A 23,642-nucleotide genomic window follows, 5' to 3' on the forward strand; every position below is an offset into this window, starting at 1 on the left:
CAGAGGGAGAAGTGCTATGAACCGAGTTGCAGGCAAGGTCGCCTTCGTCACCGGCGCGGCCAGGGGGCAGGGCCGCAGTCACGCGGTCCGGTTGGCGCAGGAGGGCGCCGACGTCATCGCTTTCGACATCTGCGAGGACATCGGCAGCAACGAGTACCCGCTCGCCAGCGAGGCGGACCTCGCCGACACCGCCAAGCTGGTGGAGAAGGCCGGCCGCCGGGTGGTTGCCGCGAAGGTCGACGTCCGCGACCGGACCGCGATGGCCGCCCAGTTGGCCGACGCGGTCGCGCAGCTCGGCGGGCTCGACATCGTGGTCGCGAATGCCGGAATCTGCCCGTTGGGCAACCATATTCCGAACATGGGCTTCGTCGACGCGTTCGACGTGGACTTTGTCGGTGTCGTCAACACCGTGCACGTGGCCATGCCGCACCTGGGCGCAGGCGCCTCGATCATCGCGATCGGGTCGGTCGCGGGCCTCGTCCCGCAGACCGGGATCAACGGCCAGCAGGCGCTGCAGGGTCCGGGCGGTGACGGGTACGGACTGGCCAAGAAGATGATCCAGACGTACACGAGTTCGCTCGCCCTGACCCTCGGCCCCAGTTCGATCCGGGTCAACGCGATCCACCCGACCAACTGCAACACCGACATGCTGCAGAGTCCGCCGATGTACAAGACGTTCCGTCCGGACCTCGAGAACCCCACCGCCGAAGATGCGGCACTCACCTTCCCGTTCATGCAGGCCATGCCGATTCCGTGGGTCGAGCCCGAGGACATCTCGCATGCGGTGCTGTACTTCGCGTCCGACGAGTCCCGTTACGTGACGGGGCAGCAGTTGCGGGTGGACGGTGGCGCAGGCATGAAGATCGGTCTCTAGGTCCCCGGCCAGCGGAGATGAAGAAATCGATCGGCGCGCCGGGACTCGACGGCCATTGCTCTGGACAGGAGCCTGTAGTAGCGTCCAGACATGTGTCCAGTCCTAGTTTCGAGTCCACCCGGCGACGGCTGACCGAGAAGCAGGCCGAGACGGTGGACAGGTTGACCCGCGCTGGCGTCGAGGTACTGCGCGAGCAGGAGTTCGCCGGGCTGACGGTGCGGGCGGTGGCCTCGCGCGCCGGGGTGGGTCCCGCCACGGCCTACACCTACTTCTCCTCGAAGGAACACCTCGTCGCCGAGATCTTCTGGCGGCGGCTGCACGGCTCGCCGGTCGTCGACGGTGACGCACGGGGCCGCACCGACCGGGTGCTGGCGGTGCTGCGGAACATCGCACTGCTGATCGCCGACGAGCCCGAGGTGTCCGCCGCGGTGACGGGCGCACTGCTCGGCACCGATCCGGACGTGGTCCATCTGCGCGGCCGGATCGGCGCCGAGATCCACGGGCGCCTCGCCGCGGCGCTCGGGCCGGGCGGTGATCCCGACATCATCGAGACTCTCGAACTGCTTTATGCCGGAGCGCTTCTGCGCGCCGGCATGGGGTACGGCACCTACACGCACATTGCCGGACGCCTCGAGGCTTCCGCAAGACTGATCCTGGAGTAGCGATGACCGAAGCACTGATCGACCCGGTGGTCTTCAATCCGTACGACTACCGGTTCCACGACGACCCCTACCCCGTGTACAAGCGACTCCGGGAGGAGGCGCCGGTCTACTACAACCCGGACCTCGGGTTCTGGGCGCTCTCGCGGCATGCGGACGTCGCCGACGCGTTCAAGGACAACCGCCGACTGTCGAGCGCGAATGGCGTCTCCCTCGACCCGGCGGCCTACGGCCCGCACGCGCACTACGTGATGTCCTTCCTCGCGATGGACGATCCGCGGCATATGCGACTGCGGCAGTTGGTCTCTCGCGGGTTCACCCCCCGCCGAGTGGCCGAACTCGACGGTCGCATCCTGGAACTGACCCAGCTGTACCTGACGCCCGCGCTCGCAGCGGGAGAGTTCGACTGGATCGCGGAGGTCGCGGGCAAGCTTCCGATGGACGTCATCTCCGAGCTGATGGGCGTCCCGCAGTCGGACCGCGCCGAACTGCGCCGGATGGCGGATCTGGTGGTGCACCGCGAGGACGGCGTGCTTGACGTCCCGCAGGCGGCGGTGGAGTCCTCGATGGCGCTGATGACCTACTACAAGGACATGATCGCCGAACGCAGGCGCTCGCGCACCGAGGACCTCACATCGGCGCTGCTCGACGCGGAGATCGACGGGGACAAACTATCCGACGCCGAGATCCTCGGTTTCATGTTCTTGATGGTGGTGGCAGGCAACGAAACCACCACCAAACTGCTGGGCAATGCGCTCTACTGGGGCGCACGAAATCCCCATCAGGTGGCCCAGGTCCTGGCGGACCCGAGCCTGGTCTCGGACTGGACGGAGGAGACGCTGCGCTACGACACGTCGAGTCAGATCGTCGCGAGGACCACCGCGGAGGATCTCGAGTACTACGGCCGGACCGTGCCTGCCGGTGAGAAGATGCTGCTCCTGATCGGCTCGGCCAACCGTGACTCCGACGTCTTCGACGATGCCGACGAGTACCAGATCGGCCGGAACTCGACCAACAAGCTGGCCAGTTTCGGCGGCGGCGTGCACTTCTGCCTCGGCGCCCACCTGGCCCGGCTCGAGACGAACATCGCGCTCGCCGAGTTCGCCCGCCAGGTGTCCGGATTCGAGGTCGACGAGTCCGGGATGGAACGTGTCCATTCGACGAACGTGCGGGGCTTCGCGGCCCTGCCGGTGAAGGTGCAGGTGCGCTGATGCCCCGTTTCGAGCCCAACCCCGACCGTCGGCCGACGCTGATCAGCGGCGCCTCCTCCGGGATCGGTGAGGCGACTGCCTACGCGCTCGCCGAACTCGGACACCCGGTAGCGCTCGGAGCGCGTCGGGTGGCGCAGACCGAGGCGATCGCCGAGAAGATCCGCAGCAACGGGGGAGAGGCGTTCGCGCACGTCCTCGACGTCACGGACAACGACTCGGTCGACGCCTTCGTCACCGCGGCCGAGGCGGCGCTCGGGCCCGCGGAGATCGTCGTCTCCGGGGCAGGCGACCTCGAGTTCGGCACGGCCGACGAGATGGACCCCGCACGGTTCGCCATGCAGATCGACGTGCACCTGGTCGGTGCGCAGCGGCTGGCGCACCGGGTGCTGCCGGGGATGCGGGAGCGCAGACGCGGCGACTTCGTGCTGATCGGGTCCGACTGCGCCGACCGCCAGCGGCCCGGCATGGGTGCGTACGACGCGGCCAAGGCGGGCCTCGAAGCGATGGGGCGGCAGATGCGAATGGAACTCGAGGGCACCGGAATTCGCGCATCCATCGTTCGGCCGGGCCCGACCTTCACCGGGATGGGCATGGACTCCACCCCCGAGATTCTCGCCCCTGTCGCCGCAATGTGGGCCAAGTGGGGCTTCGCACGCCACGGCTACATGCTGCGCGCCTCGGATATGGCGAACGCCGTGGTCGCTGTGGTGTGCGCCCCGCGCGGCGCACACCTGGTCCTCGTCGAGGTCCAGCCCGAGGCGCCCCTCAACCCGCTCCCGACCACCACCTCGCAGGAGACGACATGACACACGGATTGCAGGAGAAGTCCACGGCACTGCCCAACCCGCCACGCGTGTCCGGCGGCGAGCACGAACACGGACACCTCGAGGAGCTGCGCACGGACCCCATCGCCCTGATGCGCCGGGTGCGCGAGGAGTGCGGCAACGTCGGGATCTTCCAGCTCGCCGACCGCGAGGTGGTACTGCTCTCCGGCGCCGAGGCCAACGAGTTCTTCTTTCGCGCCGACGATGGGGACCTCGACCAGCAGGCCGCGTACCCGTTCATGAAGCCGATCTTCGGTGAGGGCGTGGTCTTCGACGCCAGCCCCGAACGGCGCAAGGAGATGCTGCACAATTCGGCGCTGCGCGGCGAACAGATGAAGGGGCACGCCGCCACCATCGGCACCGAGGTCGAGGCGATGGTCGCGGGCTGGGGCGAGGAGGGCGAGATCGACCTGCTCGACTTCTTCGCCGAGCTGACCATCTACACCTCGTCGTCCTGCCTGATCGGCAAGAAGTTCCGCGACCAGCTCGACGACCGGTTCGCCAAGCTGTACCACGAGCTCGAACAGGGCACCGATGCCATCGCCTTCGTCGATCCCTACGCGCCGATCGAGAGCTTCCGTCGCCGCGACGAGGCCCGGGTCGCGCTGGTGGCCCTGGTGCAGGAGATCATGAACGGTCGGATCGCGAATCCGCCGCAGGGCAAGGAAGATCGCGACATGCTCGACATTCTCGTGTCCGTCAAGGACGAGAAGGGCGAACTGCGGTTCAGCGCGGACGAGATCACCGGCATCTTCATCTCGATGATGTTCGCCGGCCACCACACCACCTCCGGCACCGCGGCCTGGTCGCTGATCGAGCTGCTGCGGCACCCCGACGCGATGAACCGGGTGGTGACCGAACTCGACGACCTGTACTCGGACGGCGCCGACATCAGTTTCCATGCGCTGCGTCAGATCCCGGTACTCGAGTCGGTGATCAAGGAGACACTCCGCCTGCACCCGCCGCTGATCATCCTGCTGCGGGTGGCCCGCGGCGACTTCGAGGTCGGCGGCTATCAGATCCACGAGGGCAACCTCGTCGCGACGACCCCGGCGATCTCGAACCGGATCGCGGAGGACTTCCCGCGACCGGATGAGTTCGATCCGGGCCGCTATATCGACCCAAACCAGGAGGACATCGTCAACCGGTGGACCTGGATTCCGTTCGGGGCGGGCAGGCACCGCTGCGTCGGCGCCGCGTTCGCGCAGATGCAGCTCAAGGCGATCTTCTCGATCCTGTTGCGGGACTATGAATTCGAGATGGCGCAGCCGTCCGACACGTACCGTAACGACCACAGCAAGATGGTCGTGCAGCTGCAGCAGCCATGCAGGGTGCGCTACCGCAGGAGGATCCGATGAGGATCGAGGTGGACCTGGACCTGTGCCAGGGCCACGCCGCCTGCGAGATGGAGGCGCCCGACGTCTTCTCGGTACCGAACCGGGAGAAGGTCGAGATCATCGACCCGAACCCACCCGAGTCGTTGCGCGCCGACGTGGAGAGCGCCGTCCGGTACTGCCCGACGCAGGCCCTGCGGATCGCCCTGGACTGAATGAACCACACACTTGAGGGAGAGAGCAACATGACCGGATTCGACCGTGCCGAGCTCGACGAGATGGTGCAGCGCTGGGTGGAGGGAAACAAGAAGGCCGAGGCCGCAGGCGACTGGAAGCCGTTGGCGGAGTTCTACACCGAGGACGCGACCTACGGTTGGAACTACGGTCCGAAGCAGGACTTCATGGCGGTCGGGCGCGAGGAGATCCGAGAGGTGGCGCTCGGCCTGGAGATGAACGGGCTCGAGGGCTGGGAGTACCCGTACCAGGACTTCGTGATCGACGAGCGCAGCGGCAACGTGATCGGCCTGTGGAAGCAGATCTCCGACGCCAAGCGCGAGGACGGCAGCAACTACGCCGTGTACGGCATCGGCGGCAGCTGGTTCCGGTACGGCGGCGACTTCCAGTGGTCCTGGCAGCGTGACTTCTTCGACTTCGGCAACGTCTCCGCGCTGTTCATGGAGATGATCCAGAACAACGCGCTCTCGAAGGGCATGCAGGCCCGGATCCAGCGGTCCGTCTCGGGCAAGGACCTGCCCGGCTGGTACAAGGTCGGCACCGCGCCGGTCCCGCTGTGGTGAGCACCGAGACGGCGCGCTCGTTCGAGGCCCTGGCCCGTGCGGACCTCGCCACCCTGGTGCCCGAGCTGTTGCTGTGCGGCCAGCTCATCGACCGGTCCGGAATGGCGCACCTGATAGTGGAATTCGGCCGGGAGGGCATGGGGCAGGTCGCGATCGAGGAGTGGCAGGCGTCGAGTCCCTGGTACACGCGCCGGATGCAGAAGGCGTTGAACTACGAGGGCGACGACGTGGTGACCATCTTCAAGGGGCTGCAACTCGACATCGGGGCTCCGCCGCAGTTCATGGACTTCCGGTACAGGGTCGACGATCCCCGCCACGGCGAGTTCTGGCTGGACCACTGCGGCGCCCTGATGGACGTCGAACCGCTCGGCGACGAGTACGTCACGACGATGTGCCACGACATCGAGGACCCGACCTTCGACGCGACCGCGCTCGCCACCAACCCGTACGCCCAGGTGCGGCCGATCCACCGGCCACCGCGCGCGCCGGCGGACCGCAGCCCGCACTGCGCATGGACGGTGATCATCGACGAGGCGCACGTGCCGCCGGTGATGGAGTCGCACACCGAACAGATCGGCCGAACCGCCGCGGTCGCCGTGGAACTGAGCCCGATCGACACCACGGGCGAGGGGAACGACGACTACTCGGGACCGCTGCTCACCGATGTCCGATTCGCGGACTTCTCCTCCTCGGCGCTGGTGCGCATCGCCGAGGAGGTGTGCCTGCAGCACCACCTGCTCGCACTCGGCTTCCTCATCGCGGTGCGAAAGCGGGTCGACGAGGACAAGGCCGTGGAGATCACCCGCAAACAGCTGACCGGTATCGCGGGCGTCGCCGCACAGCGGATCCGGGATGCCCTCGGGCTGCCCGACGATCTCGGGGGACTCGCGACGGTGCTCTCGCTGCATCCGTTGCTCAACCCGAACCAGTACGTGGACAGCGAGATCCGATTCGACGGCGACAATCTCGAGTTGTGGATCGGCAGGCATGGCCTCGTCGACGCCGATGGCGGTTGGCCGACAGTGATCGACGGCGAGCACCTCGAGGCCCTACAGGCCCTGGTGCGCGGGGTGAACCCGCGCTTCACGGTGCGGGTGGTGAGCGAGGAGCCCGCGGGCCTGCGGGTCGCCGTCGACCTCACCGACGAGCCGGCACCCGAATGCGTTGAGGTGGCGATCACCAAGGTCAGCACCGGCGCCGCTTTTGTGTTCGAAGACCGCGGAATTCCCTTGCCGCTCTATGTTGTCTGAGCGGCCGACCCTGAAGGACCTCGCATGGCCTACACGTTCGCCGACCTGTTCGAGCATTCGGTCGACGCGATGCCGGACCGTCTCGCCCTGATCGCCTCGGGGGAGGAGGTCTCCTACCGTGAGCTCGACGAGCGCGCCAACCGGCTGGCACACCATCTCGAAACGGCCGGATTCGGCGTCGGCAGCCACATCGGCATCCACATGCACAACTCGATCGAGACCATGGTCGCAGTACTGGCCGCCTTCAAGATTCGGGCGGTGCCGCTCACCGTGAACTACCGGTACACCACCGACGAGTTGGTGTACCTCTACGAGAACGCCGACCTGGACGCGCTGGTGTTCCATCGGGGATTCGCCGAGCGGGTGGCCGAGGCGCTGCCGCAGGTCCCGCGGATCCGGCACCTGGTCGAGGTCCCCGACGAACTCGTCACCAGAGACGAGCCAGAGACACCGGCCGCGGTGCGCTACCTGGATGCGCTGGCCGGCGCATCGCCCGAGCGCGGCTTCGGCGAGCGCAGCGGCGACGACGTCTACATCTTGTACACCGGCGGCACAACCGGCAGGCCCAAGGGCGTCGTCTGGCGTCAGGAGGACATGTGGCGGGTGCTCGCAGGCGGACTCGACTTCTTCACCGGTGAGCCGATCGCCGACGAGTACCAGCAGTCCCGTACCGGGGCGGCGGGCGAGCCGATGCGGATGCTGATCCTGCCGCCGCTGATCCACACCTCGGCGTTGATGCCGACGTTTACCGCACTGCTCGCGGGCAACGCCGTGATCTACGACCCGAAGTTCGACGCCGTCCGCACCTGGGAACTGGTGGCCAGGCACCGCCCGACAGCGATGGTCATCACCGGCGACGCGATGGGCAGGCCGCTGGTCGAGGCGTATCGGAACACCCAGGCCGACACGTCCAGCCTGGCCGTGGTCGCCTCCGGTGCGGCACTGTTCTCCGCGGCGGTGAAGGACGCCTTCTTCGAGGCGATTCCGAACCTGATGATCTCAGACTCCGTCGGCTCCTCCGAAACCGGTTTCGGTGGAATCGGATTCGCTACCAAGGGCTTCGAACAGCAGGGTGGTCCGAAGGTGGGGGCGCACCGGCACACCGTCGTCGTGGACGACGACAACAACAAGCTCGGACCCGGTGGGGAGGGCTGGCTGGCCAAGCTCGGCTACGTGCCGCTCGGGTACTACAACGACCCCGTCAAGTCCGCGGAGATCTTCCGCGAGATCGAGGGCGGGCGGGCCGTGGTCACCGGGGACCGCGCCCGGATCGAGGACGACGGCTCGGTCACCCTGCTCGGGCGCGGGAACATGGTGATCAACACCGGCGGCGAGAAGGTGTTCGCCGAGGAGGTCGAGGCGGTGGTCAAGGCCCATCCCGACGTCTACGACGCGATCGTGATCGGCGTGGCCGACGAGCGATGGGGTAACCGGGTGGCCGTCGTGATGCGAGCGCGTGACGGACTGCCCGACTTCGAGAGCATCGAGAAGCATTCCCGCAGCCAACTGGCCGGTTACAAGATTCCGCGGTCCTTCTGGATCGTGCCGGAGGTCGAGCGGACGCCGAGCGGCAAACCCGAGTACCGGTGGGCCAAGGAGTACGCCACCGGGCACGCACCCGATCACCGAATCGACTGACGTCCCAACGAAAGGTCCATCCATGACCGAGCTGAACACCCCGACGCTCGACCTGCCGACGGGCTTCGACGTCACCGACCCGAAGCTGTACGGGGAGCGAGTTCCGTTGGCGGAGTACGCGCAACTGCGTCGCTGCGCCCCGGTGTGGTGGAACGCCCAGGAACCCGGGACCGGCGGCTTCCACGACGGCGGCTGCTGGGTGGTGTCCCGGCACGCCGACGTGCGCGACGTGTCGCGGCGTCCCGAGGACTTCTCCAACAACATCAATGGGGCCATTCCGCGGCACCAGGACGACATCTCGGCCGAGGAGCTGGAGGTGACCAAGCACGTCCTGATCAACAAGGACGCGCCCGAGCACACCCAGCTGCGCAAGCTGGTCTCGCGGCTGTTCACCCCGCGTGCGGTGGAGGCGATGCGCTCGGCGCTGGACGAGCGCGCGGAACGGATTGCGTGTGCGGCGGTGACGAACCCGACCGGGGACTTCGTCGTCGAGGTGGCCAGTGAGCTCCCGATGCAGGCGATCTCGGAGTTGCTCGGGGTCCCGCAGGAGGCCAGGATGCAGCTTTTCGACTGGTCCAACCAGATGACCGGGTACGACGACGAGACCCTCGAGGGGGCGTCACGGATGGCGTCGGCGCAGATCCTCGGCTACGCGTACCAGTTGGCCGAGGCGAGGCGTGAGGACCCGACCGAGGACATCATCTCGCAGTTGGTGCACGCGGACGTGGACGGCGAGGCGCTGACGCCGGAGCAGTTCGGCTTCTTCGTCATCATGCTCGCGGTTGCCGGAAACGAAACCACCCGCAATGCGACGACGATGGGGATGATGGCGTTCCTCGAGCACCCCGAGCAATGGGAGCTGTACAAGCGAGACCGCCCGAAGACGGCCGCCGACGAGATCATCCGCTGGGCGTCCCCCATCACCTCGATGCAGCGGACGGCGCTGGTGGACACCGAGATCGGTGGAATCGAGGTCAAGGCGGGAGAGCGAGTGGTACTGCTGTACGGGTCGGCGAACTTCGACGAGGAGGTGTTCGAGAATCCGAATGTCTTCGACATCACCCGGGACCCGAACCCGCACCTCGCGTTCGGCGGGACCGGACCGCACTACTGCATCGGCGCCAACCTGGCGCGGATGGAGATCGACCTGATCTTCAACAAGATCGCAGACCACATGCCCGACATCACCAAGCTCGGCGATCCAAGTCGACTGCAGTCCGGCTGGATCAACGGGATCAAGAGTTTCGAGGTCGACTACGGCTCGGGCGCCGCTGCCGGGCACTGTCCCGTCGCGCACTAGCGACGCAATTGCGGATCACGACGAGGGGAGGGCGCGTGGACCACACGAGATTGTCCGGACCGATGCGCGGGCTCGGTCAGTTCTACCGGATGGGTGCCGATGTCGCGGTCGGCCTGGTGCGCACGCGCTTTCAGCTGCAGGAGTTTCTCGAACAGAGCTGGATGATCGCACGGGTGTCGATCGTGCCGACCGTGCTCGTCGCGGTGCCGTTCACCGTGCTGGTCAGCTTCACCCTCAACATCCTGCTCCGGGAGATCGGTGCCGCCGACCTCAGCGGGGCTGGCGCCGCCCTCGGCGCGGTGACGCAGGTCGGACCGGTGGTGACCGTACTGATCGTCGCGGGCGCGGGAGCAACCGCGATCTGCGCGGACCTGGGCTCGCGCACCATCCGCGAGGAGATCGACGCGATGGAGGTGCTCGGCATCGACCCGGTCGTCCGGCTGGTGGTGCCGCGCGTGGTCGCGTCGACGGTGGTCGCGCTGCTGCTCAACGGGCTGGTGTGCGTGATCGGCATCGCGGGCGGGTTCGTGTTCTCCGTGTTCCTGCAGGGAGTCAACCCGGGCGCGTTCGCGGACGGGATCACGCTGCTGACCGGCCTGCCGGAGGTGGCCATCTCGATGGTCAAGGCGGCACTGTTCGGGCTGCTCGCCGGTCTGGTCGCCTGCTACCGCGGGCTGACGGTGCGTGGCGGGCCGAAGGGCGTCGGTGAGGCGGTCAACGAGACGGTGGTCTACGCGTTCATGGCGTTGTTCGTGGTCAACACCATCGTCACCGCGGTGGGCATCCGACTGACGGCGGGCTGACGCGATGGCACTGGCAACGACCGGCAAGTTCGGCCGGGCCCGCAGCAGGGCCGCGGGCCCGGCCCGCACCGTCGACGACATCGGCAGGCAGGCGGTGTTCTTCGTGCGCGCACTCGCGCACGTCCCGTGGGCGCTGCGTAAGCACCCGAAGGAGGTGCTCCGGCTGATCGCCGAGATCAGCATGGGCACGGGGGCGTTGGCGCTGATCGGCGGCACCGTCGCCGTGGTCGGCTTCCTCACCCTTGCCTCCGGCGGCACGATCGCGATCCAGGGTTTCAGCTCGCTGGGCAACATCGGAGTGGAGGCACTGACCGGGTTCTTCTCCGCCTTCATCAACGTGCGGATCGCGGCGCCGGTCATCGCGGGCATCGGGTTGTCGGCCACCATCGGCGCGGGTTCGACCGCCCAACTCGGCGCGATGCGCATCAGTGAGGAGATCGACGCGCTCGAGTCGATGGCGATCAGCTCCGTCCCGTACGTGGTCAGCACCCGGGTGGTGGCGGGAATGATCTCGATCCTGCCGCTCTACTCGCTGGCGCTTGTCGCCTCGTTCCTGGCGGGCCGGTTCACCACGGTGGTGCTGTTCGGCCAGTCGTCCGGGCTCTACGACCACTACTTCTCGACCTTCCTCGACCCGATCGACGTGATGTGGTCGTTCGTGCAGGTCCTGGCGATGGCGATGCTGGTGATGCTGATCCACACCTACTACGGCTACCACGCGGCAGGCGGCCCGTCCGGCGTCGGCACCGCGGTCGGCCGCGCGGTCCGGCTGTCGCTGATCTGTGTGGTGGCGGTGACGCTGCTCGTCTCGCTCGCCATCTACGGCGGTTCCGGCAACTTCAACCTGTCCGGCTAGGGGAGGCAGATGCGTAAGAACGGGTACAAGCTCGCCGCGCTGGCGCTGGTCGCCGCGGTCGGGGGCATCGTCGCTCTGGCCGTGGCGCTGTTCAATCAGTCCTTTACCGAACGGGTTCCGGTGACGGTGGTCGCGCAGCGCGCCGGCCTGGTGATGGACCCAGGAGCCAGGGTGAAGATGGCGGGCGTCACCGTCGGCACGGTCGAGTCGATCACGCAGGCAGGTGATTCCACCGCGCACTTGTCGCTGCTGATCGACCCCGAGGCACTCGACGCGATCCCGGCGAACGTCGACGTGCAGGTCACCTCGAACACGGCGTTCGGAGCCAAGTTCGTGAGCATGTCCGCACCCGCTCAGCCCAGCTCGGAGCGGCTGGCCGCTGGCTCCACCATCGACGCCTCACACGTGACGGTGGAGATGAACACGGTGTTCGAGAACCTCACCGAGGTGCTGCGCACGGTGCAGCCCGAGAAACTGGACGCCACCCTCGGAGCGATCTCCACAGCCCTGCAGGGTCGTGGTGACCGGCTCGGAGAGGCCCTGTCCCAGGCGGATTCGTCACTGATCGAGTTTGCGGCCGCCCGCGGCGAGCTCGACCAGGTCTTGACCGACCTGCCGCCGGTCACCGACACCTATGCCGGGGCGGCCCCGGACCTGATGCGCTCGCTCGGCGCGCTGACCACCACCGGCAACACGGTGCTGGATCGGCAGGCGGACCTGGACCTGTTGCTGCTCAACGTGACCGGGCTGGCGAACACCGGAGGCGAGGTGCTGGGCCAGAACAAGGACGCCGCCGTCGACGTGGTCTCGCTGCTGCGGCCGACGATGGTGCTGCTCGAGGAGTACTCGCCGGTGATCCCCTGCATGTTCCACGGTCTGCAGGAGAGCAAGAAGATCGGTGACGGCGCGTACAACGGACAGCCGGGCATCAAGATGTCGATCGGCCTGATCTCGGGCACCGAGCCCTACCGGTACCCGGACGACCTGCCGAAGGTCGCCGCGACCGGCGGCCCGCACTGCATGGGCCTGCCGCTGCTGGACGCGAACGTCAACGCCCCGTACCTGGTGACCGACACCGGTGTGAATCCCTTTGCCCCGGAGCGGCAGCCGAACGGAGGCAAGCCGGTCACGGCGATGCCGAACCTGATGAGCTACCTGTTCGGAACGGCGGTCCGATGAGGGTACTGGGACATAAAGTGCATGGCTACACCGTCAAGTTCGGGATCTTCGTCCTGGTCATGCTGCTGGTGAACGCGGGCCTGATCCTGGTGTTCGGGCAGGTTCGCGGCGGCGGCGCCACCTCGTACGGCGCCGAGTTCACCAGCGTGTCCGGACTCAAATCGGGCGACAAGGTGCGGATCGCGGGGGTGCCGGTCGGCGCCGTCAGCTCGGTCGCGCTCGGCGAGAACCGCAGGGCGCAGGTGGAGTTCACCGTCGACTCCGGCAACACGGTGACCGCCCAGACCCGGGCGGCGGTGCGCTACCAGGACCTGGTCGGCAACCGGTACCTCGAGCTACTCGACAGTCCGGGCACGGCTGCGCCCCTCGCCGAGGACGCGACCATTCCTGTCGAACAGACCGCGCCCGCACTGGATCTCGATGCGCTACTCGGTGGATTCAAGCCCCTGTTCCAGGCCCTCGACCCGGAGCAGGTCAACGCGCTGTCGATGTCCCTGCTGGAGGTCTTCCAGGGGCAGTCGGGGACCGTGTCGTCGGTGCTCGCGCACACCGGCTCGCTCACCAACACGCTGGCGGACCGGGACGAGCTGATCGGTCGCGTGATCGACAACCTCGACGGGGTGCTGAGCGAACTGCGCGGTCGCGGTGGGCAGTTCAGCGGCACCCTGGACCACCTGCAGCAACTGGTCAGTGGGCTCGCCGCCGATCGCGAGCTGATCGGCAACGCGGTGACGAGCGTGAACACAGCCACCGGCACCTTTGCCGACCTGCTCACCGACACCCGGCCGAACATCGAGGGCACGCTCGCCGAGCTGAACACCAGCCTGGATCCGATGATCGATCAGCAGGGCGAGCTGAACCGCATCGTCGAGTCGATGCCCTCGAACTATCGGCAGCTGATCCGGGTCGGCGCGTACGGCTCGTTCTTCAACTTCTACCTGTGCGGGATCGCGATGAAGGTCACCGGTGCCGACGGCAGGCCCATCACCGTCGACCTGGTCGACCAGAAGACCGGAAGGTGTGCGCCGCGATGAGGAACATGGTGGAGAGCCACGCGGTGCGGGTGGGGGTGATCGGCCTCGCCGTCACCGCGGCCGTGGTGCTGACCGCGCTGCAGTACCAGAGCCTTCAGTTCGTGAAGTCCGGTGTGCCCTACAGCGCGGTGTTCGACGATGCCAGCGGGCTGGCCGTCGGCGACGAGGTCAACGCGGCGGGCGTGAAGATCGGCACCGTCGAGGGCATCGGAGTCGAGGGCGGTCGTGCCCGGGTGGACTTCACCCTCGACGGCTCGATCGGCATGGGGGAGAGCACCGCCGCGGCCATCACCACGATGTCGTTGCTCGGCAAGCGGGCCGTCACCCTTGACCTGGCCGACGACGGCCGGGTTCCGGTCGGCGGGCAGATTCCCCTCGAACGCACCCGGTCGGCGTACTCGCTGCCGGACGTGCTGGGGGACCTGACGACCACCGTGGAGGACATCGACCTGAACCGGTTGTCCGACTCGCTGGACGAGGTGGGGAAGGTGATGGCGGACAGCGCTCCGAACCTGCGGCCCGCCCTCGACGGCGTCAGCCGAATCTCCCACAGCCTCAGCAGTCGCGACGAGACGCTGCGGGTGTTGCTCGCCGACGCCAACAACGTGGCAGGGCTGCTCGCCGAGCGCGGCCCGCAGGTCAACGCGTTGCTCGTGGACGGCAACGCGCTGCTCGGTGAACTCGTTCGCCGCGAGGGCGCCCTGTCGGAGGTGATCAGCAACGTCTCCGCGGTCTCGACGCAGTTGAGCGGACTCGTGCGAGAGAACGAGGCGCAGATGGGCCCGACCCTCGACAAGCTCAACACCGTGGTCGGGATCCTGCAGAAGAACCGGGACAACCTGGCACAGGGCATCGACGGGTTGGGCACCTACGTCGGCACCCTCGGCGACACCGTCGCCAGCGGGCCGTTCTACTACGCGTACGTGCAGAACCTGATGCCAGCACAGTTCACCCAGCCGCTGATCAATTCGATTTTCGGGCTGCCGCCCGCCCCGCTGCCGATTCCGGAGGTCCGCTGATGGTGACCAGGCGCGCGATGGCGCTGGCCGGTGTCGGGCTCGTGCTGGCGGCCACCATGGTGGCGGCCGGTTACCTTGCGGTGCAACACTTCCGGCACTACCGGGTAACCGCATACTTCACCTCCGTCACCGGTCTGTACGTCGGCGACGACGTCCGCGTGGTTGGGGTCGATGTCGGCCGGGTCATCGGCATCGACCCGGACGGTGACCGGATGCGGGTGCGCCTCCAACTGGACCGCTCGGTCCCGGTGGCGGCGGATGCGAAGGCGGTGATCGTCGCGCAATCCCTGGTCTCCGCGCGGTTCGTGCAGCTGACCCCGGCGGTGACGGAGGACGGGGCACCGGCCCTCGTCGACGGCGCGGAGATCGGACTCGATCGCACCGCGGTCCCGGTCGAATGGGACCGGGTGAAGCAGGAACTGGGCCGGGCTGCGGAGGCGTTGGGGCCAAAGGGGGATGACCGCGGCCCGGCGGCGAACCTGCTCGACGGGGCGGGAACCGCGTTGCAGGGCAACGGCGCCGCGCTGGGCGAGTCCGTGGTGGAGCTGTCGAGGGCGATGAGCACCCTCTCCGGTAGCGGCGGCGACCTGTTCGGGACGATCCGCGGCCTGCAGACGTTCACCACCGCACTCGCCGCAAGCAACGAGCAGATCGTGCAGTTCCAGGGCCGTTTGGCGACGGTGACGGGGGTACTGGCCGACAGCCGAACGCAACTGGCGCCCGCGCTGGCCGAGCTGGACATCGCGATCGCGGACGTGCAGCGATTCGTCGCGCAGAACCGGACTGGGTTGACCGAGCAGGTCAAGAAGTTGGGGGACGTGTCGCAGGTGCTGGTGGACAAGCGTGACGGGCTGGAGAAGATCCTGCACATCGGTCCGACGGCACTGTCGAACTACTACAACGTCTACCGGCCCGCGCAGGGTGCGATGGTCGGGGTGCCCGCCTTCCAGAACATGGGCAACCCGATCGACCTGATCTGCGGCGGGATCGCCGGCCTGGCGAACGAGACCTCCGCCAGGGGTGCCGAACTGTGCGCCCAGTACCTCGGGCCGCTGCTGAACACCGTCAAGGCCAACTATCCGGACCTGAGCATCAACCCGACGCGGGCGCTCGGTGCCACCCCGGACCAATTGGTGTACAGCGAACCGCAGTTGGAGCCACTGACGATGCCGACGGTTCCGGTGTCGCCGAGCCTGGCAGATCTGATGACACCGGGAAGGGGCATCCGATGACGATGCGCGCGTGGGGGATCGGTGGCGCGGCGGTGGCGGCGGCGATCCTGCTGTCCGGCTGCCAATGGAGCGGCTTGAACTCCGTCGCACTGCCCGGTGCGGCGGGTCGGGGTGAGGGGAGCTTCTCGGTGGTGATCGAGATGCCCGATGTCACAACGATCAGCCCGAACTCACCGGTGCTCGTCGATGACGTCACGGTGGGCAGCATCAGCTCCATCGAGACGGAGAACTGGCATGCGAGGGTGACCGTGTCGCTGGAGGATTCGGTGCGGCTCCCGGCGAACGCGACCGCGAAGATCGGCCAGACGAGTCTGCTCGGATCCAAGCACATCGCGCTGGCACCACCCACCGATGTCCGGTCGGAGGGCGAGCTGAGCGAAGGGTCCGTGATCCCGCTGGCCTCGGCTGGGGTGTATCCGACCACAGAGGAGGCGCTGACCGCTCTGTCGGTCGTCCTCAACGGCGGCGGGCTCGCCCAGGTACAAACCATCACCACCGAACTGAACAAGGCGCTCGGCGGACGCCAGGGCGAGGTGCGGGACCTGTTGTCGCAGCTCGACTCCCTGGCCGAGACCCTGGACCGGCAGCGGGACGCGATGGTGACCACAATGGCGAACCTGGATCTGTTCGCGGGCGAGATCAACACGCAGCGAGACGTTCTCGGTCAGGCCCTCGAGACCCTTGACCCGGCGATGGCGGTGCTGGCCGCCCAGCGCGCCGACCTGACCGTGGCCCTCGACGCGGTTGGGAGGTTCGGCGACGTCGGGACGGACCTGGTGAACCGGACCCGCGACGATCTCAAGGCCAACCTCGCGGCCCTGGAGCCGACCCTGGCCAAGGTCGTGGAGACTGGGCCGGACCTGATGAACAATCTGGGTAACCTCAGTACCTTCCCGTTCCCGCAGACGACCATCGATCAGGGCATGCGCGGCGACTACACGAATCTGTGGGCGTTGATCGATCTGACCACGCCAAGGCTGGAGTCCGGGCTCGGGTTCGGCACCCCGTTCGGCCCGGCGCCGTCGGTCTCCGACGGAAGGCCCACCAACCCGTTGACCGCGCCGCTGACGGCCGCGGCGAAGCAGGAGGGGAGCGGCCGATGATCCTGACACGATTGGTCCGCATACAGCTGACGATCTTCGCGGTCATCGCGGTGATCGGCATGACCGCGGCCGCGGTCTCCTACCTGAGGGTCCCGACGGCGCTCGGCATCGGCCGCTACGAGGTGACGGTGGAACTGCCCAATGCCGGTGGCCTGTACCGCAATGCGAACGTCACCTACCGCGGCGACACCGTCGGTCGGGTGCGCGAGGTCCGGCTCGACCCGGACAGCGTGCGCGCCGAGCTGTCGCTGGAGAGTGCGGTGCCGGTGCCCAGCAGCGACCTGGTGGTCGCGGTCCGCAGCGTGTCGGCGATCGGCGAGCAGTACCTGGACCTGCAGCCGACCACCACCGAGGGGCCGTTCCTCGCCGAAGGCGACGTCATCGCGGCCACACAGGTGACCGTGCCACAGGAGATCGGACCCGTCCTCGACCAGGCGAAGGCGATGCTGGAATCGGTTCCCCGGGACAAACTGCGCGCGGTGATCGACGAGTCCGCCGCGGCCTTCGCGGGCAAGGCGCCGGATCTCGCGCGGTTGCTGGACTCGACCACCTCCTTCATCGACCAGGCGTCAGCCGCGACCACGCCAGCCACCACCCTGGTGCAGCAGCTCGCCCCGCTGCTCGACACCCAGGTGGTGACGGGTGACCAGATCCGGCAGTGGACCTCGAACGTGGCGCACCTGAGCGGCGAGCTGGCAGCAGCCGACGGGTCGGTGCGCGGCGTCCTCGACAAGGGGCCCGGGTTCGCCACCGAGGCCGACACCCTGTTCCAGGATCTACGTCCGACCCTGCCGGTCCTGCTGGCGAATCTGACCAGTACCGGGCAGGTCGCGGTCACCTACAACGCGTCTCTCGAGCAGGTGCTGGTGATCCTGCCGCCGCTGGTGGCGGCCCAGGAAACGGTGGTGCAGCGTGGCCAGGCCGATGGGGCCGCGAACGTCAACTTCCATCTGCAGGCGCAGGATCCGGCGGCCTGCTCGACCGGGTACCTGCCCGCCGATCAGCGCCGCGACCCCACCCAGATGAGCGTCCCGGAGACGCCACCGGATCTGTATTGCAAGGTGCCGCAGGACTCGGAGTTCGCGGTGCGCGGTTCTCGGAACATCCCGTGCACCGAGGTGCCAGGCAAGCGGGCGCCGAACCCCCAGATCTGCCGCAGCGCTGAGCCGTTCGTCCCGAGCGGCACGAATGCATCGGACGAGTTGTATGCGGGCCCCGCCGGTACCCGGCACACCGACCTCGCCCCGGCCGCTGGGGAGCCGGGCTGGCAGCAGCTGCTGACGGGACCACGGCCGTGACCGGCGTCCAGACGGAGGCCGCCGACCCGGGTGTGGCGGAGGAAGTGGCCCGCGGGTCGTGGGGACGCCGTCGAATCGTGTTGTCCGCGTTGGCCTGCTCCGCGGTGATCGCGCTGTTCGTCGCCGCTGTCCTGGCGACCACGACATACCTGGCCGACCGCTCACGCGAGGCACACCGGCAGGAGTTGGTCGATGCCGCCCACGACGGCGTGCTGGCGCTGATCGACGTGCACACCGACTCCGCGGATGACGACCTGGCGCAGCTGCGCGAGCGAAGCACCGGTGCGTTCGCGGAGGAACTGAGCGGGGGTTCGGTCGGCTTCGCGGCGTCGATCCGGGACGCGGCGGTGAACTCGGACGGCCGGATCGACTCCGCCGCGCTGGTGAGCGAGGACGGCGATTCGGGGGTCGTGATCGTGGCGGCCTCGGCGCAGGTCGGCAACGCCGACAGCCCGACCGCGACCGCGCGCAGCTACCGGCTGCGGGTGACGATCGACGAGGTGGAGGGACGGCTGTTGATGTCGAGCGTGGAGTTCGTGCCGTGAGCGGGCGCCGGGTCGCGGGTGCGCTGGCGGTCCTGGTGATCCTCGCGTCGCTGGTTGTGACGTCGTGGCTGGTGTGGACGAACAGGGAGACGGCGGCACGGGAGGCGGCCCGTGGCGAGGCGCTGGCCGCCGCGCCTGCGCGGCTCGAGACGCTGCTCAGCTACGACTCCGCGACCGTCGATGTCGACCTCGACGAGGCGGCCCTCGGCGCGACGGGCACGTTCGCGGACGGGTTCCGCGAGTACGCCGCGAATACCGTTGCACCGGAATCGAAGAGAGAGGGAATCAGCACCAGGGCGAGGATTGCGGAGATCGGGTACCTCAGCGGTGCGGCGGATGATGCGCGTCTGCTCGTCTTCGTCGACCAGATCACCACGAGCACCCGATCGCCTGCGCCGACCTCGACGGCGAGCCGGGTGATCGTGGAGATGCAGCGCGTCGGCGACGACTGGTTGGTCGCCGCGATGACCCCGATCTGACCCGGACTGGTGACAGGATCGAGTCGTGGACCTTGACGACGTTGCCGACGAGCTCTACGGCCTCGACCCCGCCGAGTTCGTCGAAGCCAGGACGGGATACGCAGCCCGCGCACGCGAGGGCGGAGACCGGGCGCTCGCGACCGCGATCACCGGGCTGCGGAAGCCGACGACGGTCGGTTGGCTGGTGAACCTCCTGGCCCGCGAGTCGCCGGATGAGATGGCGGCGCTGCTTCGATTGGGCGAGGAGCTCCGCACCGCCCAGCGGCAGCTGTCCGGCGAGGACTTGCGACTGCTTTCCTCGCAGCGCCAGCAGGTCGTCCGCGCGCTCGCCCGGCGGACAGGCGTTCTGGCCGCGGAGCGCGGGCGCAAGGTCGGGGAGGATTCGCTGCGGGAGGTCGGGCAGACGCTGCACGCGGCCCTCGCGGATCCGGAGGTGGCGGAGCGGGTCCGGGCGGGACGCATGGTCACCGCGGCCAGTTACAGCGGATTCGGCCCCGCGGGCCTGAGCGTCGTCGCGGAGGAGCGGGTGGCCGCACCGGCAGTAGGTCCGAAGCCGAAGGTCGAGGTCGAGGTGGAGGTGGACCGGCTGCCAGCCGCCCGCACGGAACTTGCCGAGGCCACCGCGGACCTGGAGCAAGCGGCCGGTGCCGCCGAGCAGGCACGGGCAGCCCTCGAGCGGGCATCGGAGGACGCCGCGGGGCTCGACACTCGGATAAGTGCGCTCCGGGGCGAACTCGAGCGCGCCGAGCAGGAGCGGCAGTTCGCCCGCAGCGCGGCGGCCGCGGCGGCGGGGACGGTGACTCAGAGTGAAAGCGAACTGGAGCGAGCCCGGGAGCGGGTCGAAGAGGCGAGGCGGACGCTCGAGGAGCTGGAATGACGTCACGAATCGCGGAGGAGCAGCGGTTGCTCGAGATCGTGCTCGAGAATCCTGTGTGCCGGCGGATCGTCGATCGGGCGGGCGATCTGGGTGTGAGCGACTGGTATCTGACCGCAGGCGGGGTGTTCCAGACGGTCTGGAATCACCTCGACGGACGCGATCTCCGCGCCGGCATCAAGGATTACGACTTGTTCTATTTCGACCGGAGCGACCTGAGCTACGACGCCGAGGACCGGATCATCAGGAAGGCTGAGGTGCTGTTCCGCGACATTGTGGAGGTTGTCGAGGTTCGCAACGAGGCCCGGGTGCATCTCTGGTACGAGGATCATTTCGGTGTTCCCGCTGTGCCATTCACCAGCTCCACAGACGCGATTGACCACTTCGCGTCCACAACGTGCTGTTTTGGCATCACCCGAGATCAGGGCGGAACCCTCCGGGTCTACGCACCGCACGGTTTCGATGACCTCTTCGACATGGTTGTGCGGCCCAATCCGGTGATGGCGCCCCGGGAGGTCTACGAGGCCAAGACAGCCCGGTGGCAGACGGAGTGGCCGCGGTTGAAGGTCATTCCGTGGGAGGTCCTGACTTGACGGACGTCGGCAGATCCGCTGATCTGCGGCAGCTCGCATCTCGGAGTGTTCATCAGAACCTGTGGACCCCACTCAGTCTCCCAATTCCTCAATTGTGGACTTGACTGTGTGACCGGGACTCCCGAATGTTCTCGGCATGGCAACCAATGATGTGGCGCTCGAAACAGCACCTCCGGGGGACTATCTGGGCGGCGACGAGTTCGTCGATGTCGAGGACCGTGCCGTCCGAGCGCTTGCGGTGTCGTTGCGGGAGCGGTCAGGTGGCGACGTGCCCTTCGCCAAGACTGCCTTTGAATGGGTGCGAGACGAGGTGGGACATTCCTACGATGTCCAGGATCCGCGGGTCACCTTGACCGCCGGCGAAGTTCTCTCGCAGCGCGTCGGACTCTGCTACGCCAAGTCGCACCTGCTGGCGGCCCTCTTGCGATCCGAAGGGATCCCGACCGGCCTGTGCTACCAGCGCCTGACGCATGGCGATGGACATGTTCTGCACGGGTTGGTCGCGATCTACCTCAATGGCGCCTGGCACCGCCAGGATCCGCGCGGCAACAAGGACGGTGTCGACGCGCAGTTCTCGGTCGACTCGGAACAACTCGCCTGGCAGGTTGACCGTGGCCTTGGGGAGGTCGACTATCCGCAGCTCTTCGTCTCACCGGCGCCGTGTGTCGTCGACACGCTCCGAGGGGCGACAGACGTGCTCGCGCTCTATGACGCGGGATTGCCCACGAGCGTCTGACAGCTGACGCCGACTCTGTGAACCTCGGGCATCGTGGCAGATCAGGGCACAAACTTCCCGACGGCGTCGAGGTTGGCGAACACCTCACCAGCCGTGACGAGGTTGGCGCCGGCAGCCTCGTTGAGGGCCTGCGCGAAATATGGGGTGAAGCGGAATGGCCAATACGTGGGGCCGATCCCGCCACCGTGCGGCGTCATGAGCGTCGGCATCATCTCATTCATGTTGTAGGTGGCGACCATCCTCTCGCCCTGGGCGACCCCGTTGATCCTCACGGTCGCGTAGGCGCCGTCCATCCGCAGCCAGATGTTCTCGGCCGAAACCGAGTTCCCGGTCTTGCTGACGAATCTCGGCCCGCCGGGGTAGTACACGCCCATGCAGGCGTCGACATGGTTGTTGTTGAATGAGCCGATCGGCAGATAGAGACCGGTCTTTGCGGGCTTGGCCTGGAACGGTGCGATGCCTTCGACCGCGATCTCGTTTTCGTTCAGTACCGCGACGATTCGCGGGGGGAAATCGAAGTTGGCATATCCGAAGGGCGTGAAGTACGGCATCCTCATGCACTCGGCCTGAGCAGTCGGCACGGGCCCGTGAAGAGATAGCGCCAGAACCAGGACGATCGCCGAAGCGACAGCTCCCACAAACGCACGCAAGATACGCATCTCTGCTCCTATCCTCGGGTTTGTTCGGCGTGGCACCGGGGCGACAAGGAGCGCTGATAAGCGCCAAGAAGCCTCACAGGGTCGCCAAGAAGCGCCACATCGTAGATTACGCGCCCCGCGCCTGGGATTGAATCGCTGTTTTGCTGGTTTCCTGCTCATCCGGTTGCCGTCCTGCATCGACGAATTGGTAGGCCGAATTGGTAGGCGACGGCCCGCGGTCCGGGAGGGCGCGCGGGTCTCCCGCTTCTGAAATGGATCAGTGGGTGCCGGAGTCGGAGGTGTGCCCGTGCCGGTGAGGCCCCCGCTCAACGCCTCGAGCAGCTCCAGCCGGTCCCGGGGGCGGCTGCTGGGTCGGTTAGGGGACCCTCCAGACACCGGCGCCGGGCGTGCTGGCGAGTATCCGGTAGCCGGGCCCGTCGGGCACCGTGGCCACGGCTACCACCGTCCCGGAACCGGTCTCGACCGATGTGCCGTAGCGGTTGCCGAGGTATGCGACACCCGCTGCGCCGGTGGAGATGTTTCGCCAGTGGACGTGGACGCCGGTGTAAGGCCCCAAGCGGGTCACTCCCGGAGTTTCAGTATCGGTGGTGGCGGTCAGGTAGAAGTAGCCCGAGCTCGGGAGTCCGGTAACGCCGACGCTGAGGCCGGCGACGGGAATGGGGAAGACAGTGTCGGTCGGTGCGGCGGCGGCCGGGTGTGCTGCGAGAAGCAGTGCTGCACCGGCTCCGGCGACGATGGATGCTCGGCGTAGGCGGTGACGGTGCCTCATCGACGGACCTCCCTGCCTGGTGGCCCGTTCCGGTCGCGAATACCGGCGCCGACCGAAGGATGCTGTCAGCCTACATCCGCGACGGGTCTCCCCGACCATGAATCACCTGGTTGGGCCGACCTTCGCGTGTTCGGCGTGGCCTGATTGGGCCGGGTGAAGCTTGGCGCGAGCCGCGCTGGTCTCGATCGCCCTGTCGCGCACTGCCTGCCCGATCATCAGGACTCGATCCCGAGCGAGGGCGTGTCCCCTCTGGAACGCCAAGGAACGGCGCGAGAGCACCGCCACCTATCGCCGCGAGTCACGCCAGCGGGTCTCTCGATTCACCGATCCGCGGGGTTTGCCATTGCCGTTTCGTGTCGCGGTCCGTCGTCGAAAACCTGTCGGTGCCCGCGCGTAGACTCGTACACATGTTCGACACGGGGGAATCTCGGGGCAACGCCGCAGGTGAGAGCGCCTGCGACGAGGGCCTCCCGACTCCCGAGTATGTGGTTGATTACGACGATGCAGCCGCCGCGTTGTCGGCGTTGACGGGGTGTGCGCGGGCGGAGAACATCGCGGCGGCCAACAAGGTTTTGT

At 67.6% G+C, this 23,642-nt stretch carries 25 protein-coding genes; 23 read left to right on the forward strand and 2 right to left on the reverse strand.

All coding sequences use genetic code 11. The features are described 5' to 3' along the window. Positions 1 to 16 precede the first annotated feature (16 nt). From ACFXMV_RS13895 to ACFXMV_RS14005, 23 genes are all read left to right on the forward strand, one after another. Positions 17 to 874: a mycofactocin-coupled SDR family oxidoreductase gene (locus tag ACFXMV_RS13895; RefSeq protein WP_378503387.1), complete on the forward strand. Its 858-nt coding sequence runs from the start codon at positions 17 to 19 to the stop codon at positions 872 to 874. Between the two features lie 92 nt (positions 875 to 966). Further along, positions 967 to 1,536: a TetR/AcrR family transcriptional regulator gene (locus tag ACFXMV_RS13900; RefSeq protein WP_378501840.1), complete on the forward strand. Its 570-nt coding sequence runs from the start codon at positions 967 to 969 to the stop codon at positions 1,534 to 1,536. A 2-nt stretch (positions 1,537 to 1,538) separates the two neighbouring features. Continuing rightward, the gene (locus tag ACFXMV_RS13905) at positions 1,539 to 2,744 is read left to right on the forward strand and encodes a cytochrome P450 (RefSeq protein ID WP_378501839.1); all 1,206 of its coding nucleotides are present in this window, start codon (positions 1,539 to 1,541) and stop codon (positions 2,742 to 2,744) included. Continuing rightward, positions 2,744 to 3,550 carry an SDR family oxidoreductase gene (locus ACFXMV_RS13910; protein WP_378503386.1) on the forward strand — a complete coding sequence of 269 codons (807 nt, stop codon included), beginning with the start codon at positions 2,744 to 2,746 and terminating at the stop codon, positions 3,548 to 3,550. The genes ACFXMV_RS13905 and ACFXMV_RS13910 overlap by 1 nt, the downstream gene beginning before the upstream one ends. Further along, positions 3,547 to 4,926, forward strand: a complete 1,380-nt coding sequence (locus tag ACFXMV_RS13915; RefSeq protein ID WP_378501871.1) for a cytochrome P450 — start codon at positions 3,547 to 3,549, stop codon at positions 4,924 to 4,926. The genes ACFXMV_RS13910 and ACFXMV_RS13915 overlap by 4 nt, the downstream gene beginning before the upstream one ends. After that, positions 4,923 to 5,117, forward strand: a complete 195-nt coding sequence (locus tag ACFXMV_RS13920) for a ferredoxin (RefSeq protein ID WP_378501872.1) — start codon at positions 4,923 to 4,925, stop codon at positions 5,115 to 5,117. Before ACFXMV_RS13915 ends, ACFXMV_RS13920 begins: the two co-directional genes overlap by 4 nt. A 30-nt stretch (positions 5,118 to 5,147) precedes the next feature. Beyond that, positions 5,148 to 5,699 carry a nuclear transport factor 2 family protein gene (locus ACFXMV_RS13925; protein ID WP_378501873.1) on the forward strand — a complete coding sequence of 184 codons (552 nt, stop codon included), beginning with the start codon at positions 5,148 to 5,150 and terminating at the stop codon, positions 5,697 to 5,699. Continuing rightward, positions 5,693 to 6,949 carry a hypothetical protein gene (locus ACFXMV_RS13930; RefSeq protein ID WP_378503385.1) on the forward strand — a complete coding sequence of 419 codons (1,257 nt, stop codon included), beginning with the start codon at positions 5,693 to 5,695 and terminating at the stop codon, positions 6,947 to 6,949. Before ACFXMV_RS13925 ends, ACFXMV_RS13930 begins: the two co-directional genes overlap by 7 nt. Before the next feature lie 24 nt (positions 6,950 to 6,973). Beyond that, positions 6,974 to 8,587, forward strand: a complete 1,614-nt coding sequence (locus tag ACFXMV_RS13935) for an acyl-CoA synthetase (RefSeq protein ID WP_378501426.1) — start codon at positions 6,974 to 6,976, stop codon at positions 8,585 to 8,587. A gap of 22 nt (positions 8,588 to 8,609) precedes the next feature. Further along, positions 8,610 to 9,887 (forward strand): cytochrome P450, encoded by a 1,278-nt coding sequence (locus tag ACFXMV_RS13940; RefSeq protein WP_378501427.1) that lies wholly within the window; start codon positions 8,610 to 8,612, stop codon positions 9,885 to 9,887. A gap of 62 nt (positions 9,888 to 9,949) precedes the next feature. Continuing rightward, positions 9,950 to 10,690 (forward strand): MlaE family ABC transporter permease, encoded by a 741-nt coding sequence (locus ACFXMV_RS13945; RefSeq protein ID WP_378501428.1) that lies wholly within the window; start codon positions 9,950 to 9,952, stop codon positions 10,688 to 10,690. A gap of 4 nt (positions 10,691 to 10,694) precedes the next feature. Continuing rightward, entirely contained in the window at positions 10,695 to 11,546 is an 852-nt protein-coding gene (locus ACFXMV_RS13950; RefSeq protein WP_378503384.1) for an MlaE family ABC transporter permease, read from the forward strand. 9 nt (positions 11,547 to 11,555) lie between these two features. After that, positions 11,556 to 12,725 (forward strand): MCE family protein, encoded by a 1,170-nt coding sequence (locus ACFXMV_RS13955; RefSeq protein ID WP_378501955.1) that lies wholly within the window; start codon positions 11,556 to 11,558, stop codon positions 12,723 to 12,725. Next, positions 12,722 to 13,759, forward strand: coding sequence for an MCE family protein (locus tag ACFXMV_RS13960; RefSeq protein ID WP_378501954.1), 1,038 nt, complete (start codon positions 12,722 to 12,724; stop codon positions 13,757 to 13,759). The genes ACFXMV_RS13955 and ACFXMV_RS13960 overlap by 4 nt, the downstream gene beginning before the upstream one ends. Further along, positions 13,756 to 14,778, forward strand: a complete 1,023-nt coding sequence (locus tag ACFXMV_RS13965) for an MCE family protein (protein WP_378503383.1) — start codon at positions 13,756 to 13,758, stop codon at positions 14,776 to 14,778. The genes ACFXMV_RS13960 and ACFXMV_RS13965 overlap by 4 nt, the downstream gene beginning before the upstream one ends. Next, the gene (locus ACFXMV_RS13970; protein WP_378501356.1) at positions 14,778 to 16,010 is read left to right on the forward strand and encodes an MCE family protein; all 1,233 of its coding nucleotides are present in this window, start codon (positions 14,778 to 14,780) and stop codon (positions 16,008 to 16,010) included. Before ACFXMV_RS13965 ends, ACFXMV_RS13970 begins: the two co-directional genes overlap by 1 nt. After that, positions 16,007 to 17,113 carry an MCE family protein gene (locus ACFXMV_RS13975; RefSeq protein WP_378501355.1) on the forward strand — a complete coding sequence of 369 codons (1,107 nt, stop codon included), beginning with the start codon at positions 16,007 to 16,009 and terminating at the stop codon, positions 17,111 to 17,113. The genes ACFXMV_RS13970 and ACFXMV_RS13975 overlap by 4 nt, the downstream gene beginning before the upstream one ends. Next, positions 17,110 to 18,411 carry an MCE family protein gene (locus tag ACFXMV_RS13980; RefSeq protein ID WP_378501354.1) on the forward strand — a complete coding sequence of 434 codons (1,302 nt, stop codon included), beginning with the start codon at positions 17,110 to 17,112 and terminating at the stop codon, positions 18,409 to 18,411. Before ACFXMV_RS13975 ends, ACFXMV_RS13980 begins: the two co-directional genes overlap by 4 nt. After that, on the forward strand, positions 18,408 to 18,956 hold the full coding sequence (locus ACFXMV_RS13985) for a hypothetical protein (protein WP_378503382.1): 549 nt from the start codon (positions 18,408 to 18,410) through the stop codon (positions 18,954 to 18,956). The genes ACFXMV_RS13980 and ACFXMV_RS13985 overlap by 4 nt, the downstream gene beginning before the upstream one ends. Next, positions 18,953 to 19,435, forward strand: a complete 483-nt coding sequence (locus tag ACFXMV_RS13990; protein WP_378500713.1) for a hypothetical protein — start codon at positions 18,953 to 18,955, stop codon at positions 19,433 to 19,435. The genes ACFXMV_RS13985 and ACFXMV_RS13990 overlap by 4 nt, the downstream gene beginning before the upstream one ends. A gap of 25 nt (positions 19,436 to 19,460) precedes the next feature. Next, positions 19,461 to 20,312 (forward strand): hypothetical protein, encoded by an 852-nt coding sequence (locus ACFXMV_RS13995; RefSeq protein WP_378500714.1) that lies wholly within the window; start codon positions 19,461 to 19,463, stop codon positions 20,310 to 20,312. Then, on the forward strand, positions 20,309 to 20,902 hold the full coding sequence (locus ACFXMV_RS14000) for a nucleotidyltransferase family protein (protein WP_378503381.1): 594 nt from the start codon (positions 20,309 to 20,311) through the stop codon (positions 20,900 to 20,902). Before ACFXMV_RS13995 ends, ACFXMV_RS14000 begins: the two co-directional genes overlap by 4 nt. A 136-nt stretch (positions 20,903 to 21,038) precedes the next feature. Next, positions 21,039 to 21,638: a transglutaminase family protein gene (locus ACFXMV_RS14005; protein WP_378500716.1), complete on the forward strand. Its 600-nt coding sequence runs from the start codon at positions 21,039 to 21,041 to the stop codon at positions 21,636 to 21,638. A 41-nt stretch (positions 21,639 to 21,679) separates the two neighbouring features. On the opposite strand, the gene ACFXMV_RS14010 is transcribed toward ACFXMV_RS14005, so the two are convergent. Together ACFXMV_RS14010 and ACFXMV_RS14015 are read right to left on the reverse strand one after the other, a co-directional pair. Next, positions 21,680 to 22,297, reverse strand: a complete 618-nt coding sequence (locus ACFXMV_RS14010) for a hypothetical protein (RefSeq protein ID WP_378500717.1) — start codon at positions 22,295 to 22,297, stop codon at positions 21,680 to 21,682. Between the two features lie 355 nt (positions 22,298 to 22,652). After that, positions 22,653 to 23,066, reverse strand: coding sequence for a hypothetical protein (locus ACFXMV_RS14015; RefSeq protein WP_378500718.1), 414 nt, complete (start codon positions 23,064 to 23,066; stop codon positions 22,653 to 22,655). Positions 23,067 to 23,642: the final 576 nt, after the last annotated feature.

The sequence above is a fragment of the Rhodococcus sp. NPDC059179 genome, from assembly GCF_042754885.1.
In the GTDB taxonomy this organism is placed as follows: domain Bacteria; phylum Actinomycetota; class Actinomycetes; order Mycobacteriales; family Mycobacteriaceae; genus Rhodococcus_G.